This is a genomic window from Microbacterium sp. CnD16-F, assembly GCF_024124465.1.
GTDB classification, from domain to species: domain Bacteria; phylum Actinomycetota; class Actinomycetes; order Actinomycetales; family Microbacteriaceae; genus Microbacterium; species Microbacterium gawkjiense.
The window spans coordinates 1-7,012 of record NZ_JAMXSA010000082.1; the positions used below are offsets into that span (position 1 = coordinate 1).

The 7,012-nt window shown below is 69.0% G+C and carries 6 protein-coding genes and 3 pseudogenes; 7 read left to right on the forward strand and 2 right to left on the reverse strand.

What is annotated here, in order from left to right; all coding sequences use genetic code 11:
• The 5 genes and pseudogenes from NH287_RS14340 to NH287_RS14360 all read left to right on the forward strand — a co-directional run.
• Positions 1–339 (forward strand): annotated as a pseudogene (locus NH287_RS14340) (acyl-CoA dehydrogenase); the annotation flags it as partial.
• Positions 333–1,691: a PIG-L family deacetylase gene (locus tag NH287_RS14345; RefSeq protein WP_253036153.1), complete on the forward strand. Its 1,359-nt coding sequence runs from the start codon at positions 333–335 to the stop codon at positions 1,689–1,691. The pseudogene NH287_RS14340 and the gene NH287_RS14345, both read left to right, overlap by 7 nt.
• Positions 1,688–2,422, forward strand: a complete 735-nt coding sequence (locus NH287_RS14350) for a glycosyltransferase (protein WP_253036154.1) — start codon at positions 1,688–1,690, stop codon at positions 2,420–2,422. The genes NH287_RS14345 and NH287_RS14350 overlap by 4 nt, the downstream gene beginning before the upstream one ends.
• The gene (locus tag NH287_RS14355; protein WP_253036157.1) at positions 2,422–3,399 is read left to right on the forward strand and encodes a manganese catalase family protein; all 978 of its coding nucleotides are present in this window, start codon (positions 2,422–2,424) and stop codon (positions 3,397–3,399) included. The genes NH287_RS14350 and NH287_RS14355 overlap by 1 nt, the downstream gene beginning before the upstream one ends.
• Before the next feature lie 61 nt (positions 3,400–3,460).
• Positions 3,461–3,841, forward strand: a complete 381-nt coding sequence (locus NH287_RS14360; RefSeq protein WP_253036155.1) for a hypothetical protein — start codon at positions 3,461–3,463, stop codon at positions 3,839–3,841.
• Positions 3,842–3,884: 43 nt separating this feature from the next.
• Here the strand turns inward: NH287_RS14360 and NH287_RS14365 are convergent.
• Positions 3,885–4,492, reverse strand: a pseudogene (locus tag NH287_RS14365) (recombinase family protein).
• A 161-nt stretch (positions 4,493–4,653) separates the two neighbouring features.
• On the opposite strand from NH287_RS14365, the pseudogene NH287_RS14370 reads away from it, so the two are divergent.
• Positions 4,654–4,878: pseudogene (locus tag NH287_RS14370) on the forward strand (ATP-binding protein); the annotation flags it as partial.
• 14 nt (positions 4,879–4,892) lie between these two features.
• Here NH287_RS14370 and NH287_RS14375 read toward each other — a convergent pair.
• Positions 4,893–5,282, reverse strand: coding sequence for a heavy metal-responsive transcriptional regulator (locus tag NH287_RS14375; protein WP_054682943.1), 390 nt, complete (start codon positions 5,280–5,282; stop codon positions 4,893–4,895).
• Positions 5,283–5,381: 99 nt separating this feature from the next.
• On the opposite strand from NH287_RS14375, the gene merA reads away from it, so the two are divergent.
• Positions 5,382–6,758 (forward strand): mercury(II) reductase, encoded by a 1,377-nt coding sequence (gene merA / locus NH287_RS14380; RefSeq protein ID WP_253036156.1) that lies wholly within the window; start codon positions 5,382–5,384, stop codon positions 6,756–6,758.
• Positions 6,759–7,012 lie beyond the last annotated feature (254 nt).

Here is a 7,012-nt window from a genome sequence, read left to right on the forward strand (position 1 = left end):
CAGCTGTCGCGTCTGCATCTCGGTCGCGTGGACACGGCGTTGTGGGCGGCGCGGCTCGCGCTGCGGTCGGCTGCGGGCCAGATGGATGCCGCGCCCGCCGCATTCGACCGCGCTCCCGACCCCGGCATCCTGGCCGCCCGCGTGCGGGCCATCGTGGCGGGCGCCGTCGAGACCACGCTCGCCGAGTCAGCCCGTGCGCTCGGACCGTTGCCGCTGGTCGCCGACGACGCGCACGCGCGTCGGGTCGCGGATTTGGGGATCTACCTCCGCCAGCACCACGGCGAGCGGGACCTCGCTCGGATCGGCGCCGACCTCGGTCAGGGTCGCGGCGCATGGTGAGCTTCAGCCACCTCGACCCCGGGACGGGCGAGGACGTGTGGGCCGAGACCTTCGCCGGGCGGAACCCCGCGAGCCTCGACGTCGAGTTCGATCACCTCGTCGTCGTTGCAGCGCACCCCGATGACGAGACCCTCGGAGCGGCAGGGCTGATTGCCGCCGCCGCTCGCCGCGGGGCGAGGGCGACCGTGCTCGTCGTCACGGACGGGGAGGGGTCGCACCCCGACTCGCCGTCCGCGACACCCGTCGAGCTCGGCGCGCTGCGCCGCCGCGAGGCGGCCGACGCGCTCGCGCAGCTGGCGCCGTCAACCGAGCTGCGGTTCCTCGGCATCCCCGACGGTGGGACCGACGGTCACCGCACCCCTATCGCCACGGCGCTCCGCGAGACCGTCGCAGACGCGGGCTCATGTCTCGTCGTCGCGCCATGGACCGGCGATGGGCATCGCGATCACCGCGTGGTCGGCGAGGTGACGGCCGAGGTGTGCGCCGAACGGGGCATCCCGTACCGGTGGTACCCGATCTGGCTGTGGCACTGGGGCACGCCCGACGATGTGCCGTGGGACGAGATCGAGGTCCTTTCACTCGATGATGCGACCGTCGACGCGAAGCGGCACGCCTTGCATCGCCACCGCAGCCAGATCGAGCCGCTGTCCGACGCGCCGGGCGACGAAGTGATGCTGCACGAACGGATGCAGGCGCACTTCGACCGTCCGTTCGAGGTCTTCATCCGGCCCGCAAGTGAGCGCGGCAGCCTGGACGAGACCTACTTCGACGCGTTCTACCGTCGCAACGGCGACGACCCGTGGGGGTTCGAATCGCGGTGGTACGAGCAGCGGAAGCGTGCGGTCACGATGGCGTGCTTACCGCGACCCCGGTACGGCCGCGCGCTCGAGCTGGGGTGCTCGACCGGCGCGCTGACTCAGCTGCTGGCCGAGCGGTGCGACGCTGTGCTCGCCATCGACATCGCCGAGGCGCCGCTCGAGGCCGCGCGTCGCCGCATCGGTGAGGGGGCGGATGTGCGCCTCGAGCGCCGCGCGCTGCCGGGTGAGTGGCCCCAGGGCTCGTTCGACCTCATCGTCCTGTCCGAGGTCGGCTACTACTGGGGCGCAGCCGACCTGGCCGACGGGGTCGAGCGGATGCGGGCCGCCCTCACGCGCGACGGGCAGCTGCTCGCGTGCCACTGGCGGCATCCCGTCGAGGAGTACCCGCTGTCGGGAGACGACGTCCACGCGGCGCTCCGGGCCGCGGACGGCCTCGTCCGATTGGTGGTGCACGAGGAGGAGGACTACGTGCTCGAGGTCTACGGGCTGGCGGGCGCGCGGTCGGTCGCTGCCGAGACCGGGCTCATCGCGTGACAGCGGCGGAGTCGGATGCCGTCGCCGCCGTCGCGATCGTGGTCCCGGTGCACAACGAGGCCGCCCTGCTGGGTGGCTGTCTCGCGGCGCTCGACGCAGCGATCGCGCACACCCGCCGGACGCATCCGGACGTGCGAGTCGTGACCGTCGTCGTCCTGGATGCCTGCACGGACGCGTCCGAGCAGATCGCGGCGTCGTGGCCCGTGCAGACGCTGCACATCGACGCACGGAACGTGGGCACCGCGCGGCGGCTCGGCGTCGCCGCCGCGCTCGCAGCACTGCGGGACGTCCCGCTGGGCGCCACCTGGATCGCCACGACCGACGGTGACTCGACGGTGCCGGTCGCGTGGCTCAGCCATCAGCTCGACGTGCGGGCAGCGGGGACCGATGTCGTCCTGGGCACGGTCCGTCCCGACTTCGCCGACCTCACCGTCGAGCACGCTGCGCACTGGCTCGCGACCCACCCGCGGGGTCGTCCCGCCGGCAACGTGCACGGCGCGAACCTGGGGCTGCGGGCGGACGTCTACATCGCGGCGGGGGAGTTCGCCGACCTCGACCAGCACGAGGATGTCGAGCTGGTCCGCGCCGCTCGCACTGTTGGCGCGCGGGTGCACGCGACGGATGAGACCGAGGTGACTACCTCCGGCCGCTTCTGGGGCCGGACCGCGGGGGGCTACGCGGCGTTCGTCCGCGCGACGCACGAGCGCATCGAGGGGGAGGCGCGGGGCTGATACGGGAGGGTACGCGCTGTGGCTCCGCTTGGCGAGGGGTTCAAGAGTTCATCAACGAGATCGCGCAGGACGAGCCGGATCCCGCTGCCGCGAACGCACTGCAGGAGGGTCTCGGCGGCCAGTTCGGCGAGATGCGCACGATGATGCAGTACCTCTTCCAGAGCATCAACTTCCGCGGGCCCTCGGGCAAGCCGTTCAAGGACCTCATCCAGGGCATCGGGACCGAGGAGATCAGCCACGTCGAGCTCATCGGCACGACGGTCTCGCGCCTGCTCGACGGGTCGCCGCGGTACAAGGGCAAGCCGACCGGCCCCGTGGACGAGCCGGGTGCCGGCGGTGCGACGCCGCTGAGCATCGCCGTCGACCACAGCAACATCCACCACTACCTCGTCGGCGCGCAGGGTGCGCTGCCGGTGGATGCGGCGGGCAACCCATGGATGGGCAGCTACGTCTACAACTCGGGCAACCTCGTGCTCGACCTGCTCTACAACCTCATGCTCGAGTCGACGGGCCGGCTACAGAAGTGCCGCCTGTACGAGATGACCGACAACAAGATGGCCCGAAGCACGATCTCGTACCTCATCGTCCGTGACCAGGCGCACGAGAACGCGTACGCGAAGGCGCTCGAGACGCTCGGGGTGAGCTGGCGCACCGCGCTGCCGATCCCGAATACGAACGCCGAGCAGTTCCCCGAGGTGAAGAAGCTCGTCGACATGGGCCTGCAGAGCAAGCAGTACTCGTTCGATCTCGGCAACCAGTCCGAGGCCGGCCGTATCTTCCAGGGCGCCTCGCCGTCGAACGACGGCACCGAGTTGGATGCCAGTGAGCAGGCACCCGTCGGATCGCCGATGACCATCTCGCCCGAACGGCCCGAGGAGTTCTCGCCGGGCGCGGACAAGGATCTCCGCGCGCTGATCGAGGCGACCGCGGCGATGGAGATGGCCGACATCGACGCCACGTTCGGGCGCATGAAGTAAGCCGGCGCGTGCACCCCGGCCCCGTCCCGCGGGGTCGGGGGTCAGGCGATCGTGGTGCTGAATGGCCGTGGCGGGCCTTGGCGACTACGCCGTGCCCGGCGTCGCTGACGACGAGTTCTCGCGGATCACCTTCGTCGCTGAGGGGGCCGGTGGCATCTCGGAAGGCGAGGCGGCCGTCTCGGGTGTCGTGGTGACGGGGGAGCGGTACGTGATCGACTTCGACTGCAGTCCGTCGACCGCTCGGGTGACGCTCGAATGGGCCCCAGCGCCCGCCGCGGGCGAGGAGCCGGCCAATCCCGTGGGACCGACGTCCGTCGCACAGGACTGCGCCGCGCCCGGCCGGATCGAGGGCATCGCCTACGACGCGGACACCCTCGTGCAACTCAAGATTTTCGCGGACGGGCTGAACGCGGGTTGGGCCGTCCTCCGGCCCGGCGGCTGACAGCCCGTTGTCGCGGCGCTGTCCCAACTGGGATGCGAGCGGCTCAGTAGATGTGCGCCTCACAGGTAGCTAGGAACGCCGCTCGGCGGCGCTGCAATTCGCGATAGACGGTCGCACGGGACACGTTGAACAACTCGGCGATCTCCGTCTGCGTGTACTCGCCCCGGTCCTGGACGTCGAACAACAGCTTCCGCTGCGTTGTCGAGAGCTTCGGCTGTCGGCCTCTCAGGTGACCCTTCGCGCGCGCCACCGCCATCCCCTCCTTTGTGCGCATGCTGATGAGATCGCGCTCGAACTCTGCGACCATCGCGAGCACATTGAAGAGCAGTCGCCCCACCGGGTCGGTGGGGTCGTACCTGCTCCCTCCGAGACTGAGCGCGACACCCTTCGTTGTGAGTTCGTCGGCGATGTCGCGCGCGTCCTTCAGCGAACGGGCGAGCCGATCGAGTTTCGTCACGACGAGTGTGTGGCTTCTCGAACCGCTGCGAGTGCCTCGCGCAGCCCGGGCCGGGCCCGGTTGGTGCCGGTCAGCCCATGATCGACGTAGATGTTTCGATCGAGGACTCCGAGTCGCAGCAGCGCGTCTCGCTGCGATGTGAGGTCCTGATCCGCGGTGGAGACTCTGGCGTAGCCAATCAGTATTCCGTTCATGCGGACGACGTTGTCACCGCCACGGCGGGGGCGCAGCACGGGCATCCGACGACCTGGTGCCGAGCTTGTCCGTTGTCGCGCAGGCCATCCCTATATGGGACGCAATCCGGGCTATTCACTTCGACTCGCCGAGGCCGGAAATTCCGCACTTCTGTGGCTTCGAACTCGACCGACGCGGCGCCGAACTCCTGTTCCAGGTCCTCACAGAGCGGGAAGAGAAGAACTCCGTCGCGATCGCATCCAACGAGTCGTTCAGCGGGTGGACGAAGACCTTCACTGACCCGCGCCTGTGTGCGGCAATCGTCGACCGGCTCACGTTCAACGGCACCATCATCGAAACCGGCACCACCTCGTACCGCCTCAACCACACCCGTCAGCGGCAGTAGCGATCCGAAAGTCATCAGAGGTAGCGGCAGATGGACTCCGGCGTGCAGGCTTCGGACGCCGTTGCCGTCGCGTGCGCCCGAAGCTCGACGATGCTCCCTCGTAGGGCGCGCAGCTGCTCGAGCTGCTCATCAATCTCCACGAGCCGGCGGTCAAGGAGATCCAGCACGTGAGCGCACGGCGAACCACCCGTGTCGCGAACATCGAGGATCTCCGCGGTCTGCGCAAGGGTGAGCCCCGCCGCGCGAGCCCGATCGATGAACTCGAGCCGCTGCACCGTCTCGTCACCATAGCTGCGGTACCCGGCCGGGGTGCGCTCCGGCGGTTGCAGCAGCCCGCGCTCCTCGTAGTACCGCAGCGTCGACGGTCTCGTCCTCGCCTTCTCCGCGAGTTCTCCGATCCGCATCGTGACACCTCCACCGTCAGTTTGACCTTCAAGCATGCTTGAAGGTCCATTCTGTCGCGTAGGGCCGCACGTGCGGCCCGGTCCACCCGAGGAGGCATCATGACTCAGCACAACGAGTTCGATCTTGCGGTGGTCGGGACGGGCGGCGCGGCGATGTCCGCGGCGATCCACGCCCGACTCGAGGGGGCGAGCGTGGTCGCCATCGAATCGGGCACGCTCGGTGGCACCTGCGTGAACGTGGGTTGCGTGCCCTCCAAGACACTCCTCGCGGCCGCGCACACCCGCCACGCCGCGCTCACGAACCCGTTCCCCGGCGCCGCCACCTCCGCTGGGGCCGTCGACCTCGGCGCGCTCGTGCAGCAGAAGGATGAGCTGGTCGGCATGCTCCGCCAGACCAAGTACGCCGACATCGCCGCCGCCTACGGGTTCGACATCCTCCCCGGCACCGCAACATTCACCGATCCCTCAACACTGCTCGTCGATGGACGACCGGTTCGCGCCAAGTCGTATCTCATCGCCACCGGCGCCGAACCGACCATCCCAACGATCCCCGGCCTCGAGCAGATCGATTACCTCACGTCGACCACGGCGATGGAACTCACCGAGCTGCCCGCTTCGCTCGTGGTGATCGGCGGCGGATTCGTCGGCCTCGAACAGGCCCAGCTGTTCGCCCGGCTCGGGGTCGAGGTCACCATCATCGGCCGGCTCGCCCCGCACGCCGAACCAGAACTCTCCTCCGAGCTCCGCAAAGCCTTCCTGACCGACGGAATCACCGTCATAGGCGACCGCGCCGCAACGATCACCCCACACGACGACCTGGTCCGAGTCCTCACCCGCACCGGGAAAGTAGCTACCGGTGAACGCGTCCTCGTCGCCACCGGCCGCACCCCCCGCACCGACGGGCTCGGCCTCGCCACTGCGGGCATCGCGACCGACACCCGCGGCTTCATCATTGTCGACGAACAACAGCGGACCACAAACCCGGCGGTGTTCGCCGCCGGCGACGTCACCGACGTGACCCAGTACGTGTACGTCGCCGCGAGGACCGGGAAGATCGCCGCACACAACGCCCTCGGTCACTCTGAGCAGGTCGACTACACCGGGTTGCCCTCCGTCCTGTTCACCTCACCCCAACTCGCCTCGGCCGGGATCACCGAAGCCGAAGCCATCGCCGCCGGATACAGATGCGCCTGCCGATACCTGCGACTGGCCGACGTGCCCAGAGCCATCGCCAACCACAACACCCGCGGCGGCATCAAGATCGTCGCCGACGCCGACACCGGCAAAGTCCTCGGAGTCCACGCCCTCGCCGACACCGCCGGCGAGATGATGCTCGCCGCGACCTACGCCATCAAAGCCGGATTCACCGTCACCCAACTCGCCGACACCTGGGCCCCGTACCTCACCATGGCCGAAGGCATCCGCCTCACTGCGAACCTCTTCCGCAACGAACTCCCCACTTCCTGCTGCGCCTGACAACAGACAGCCACCCACATCGACCCGCCGCCACGACGGGGGCACTTCAAACCGTCACCCCGGGGCCAGATCAGGTTGACAAAGTCACTTGTTGCCGCGATCACGCAGGACTGGCTGCAGGTAGGTGTCGCGGTCTGAACCGAGAGGGGTGCGCCCGGTCGGGGCCGTTTGGATCGCTGCCGCTACGTCAGAGTCCGAAGGCTCCGCCGCTGACGAGGATCACGATGCCGAGGCCGATGAGAACGATGGGGAAG

Bases quoted from the DNA above. Each gene is read 5' to 3' on its own strand.
- NH287_RS14345 (WP_253036153.1), top strand. From the start codon at position 333: ATGGTGAGCTTCAGCCACCTCGACCCCGGGACGGGCGAGGACGTGTGG.
- NH287_RS14360 (WP_253036155.1), top strand. From the start codon at position 3,461: ATGGCCGTGGCGGGCCTTGGCGACTACGCCGTGCCCGGCGTCGCTGAC.
- NH287_RS14375 (WP_054682943.1), bottom strand. From the start codon at position 5,282: ATGCGGATCGGAGAACTCGCGGAGAAGGCGAGGACGAGACCGTCGACG.
- merA (WP_253036156.1), top strand. From the start codon at position 5,382: ATGACTCAGCACAACGAGTTCGATCTTGCGGTGGTCGGGACGGGCGGC.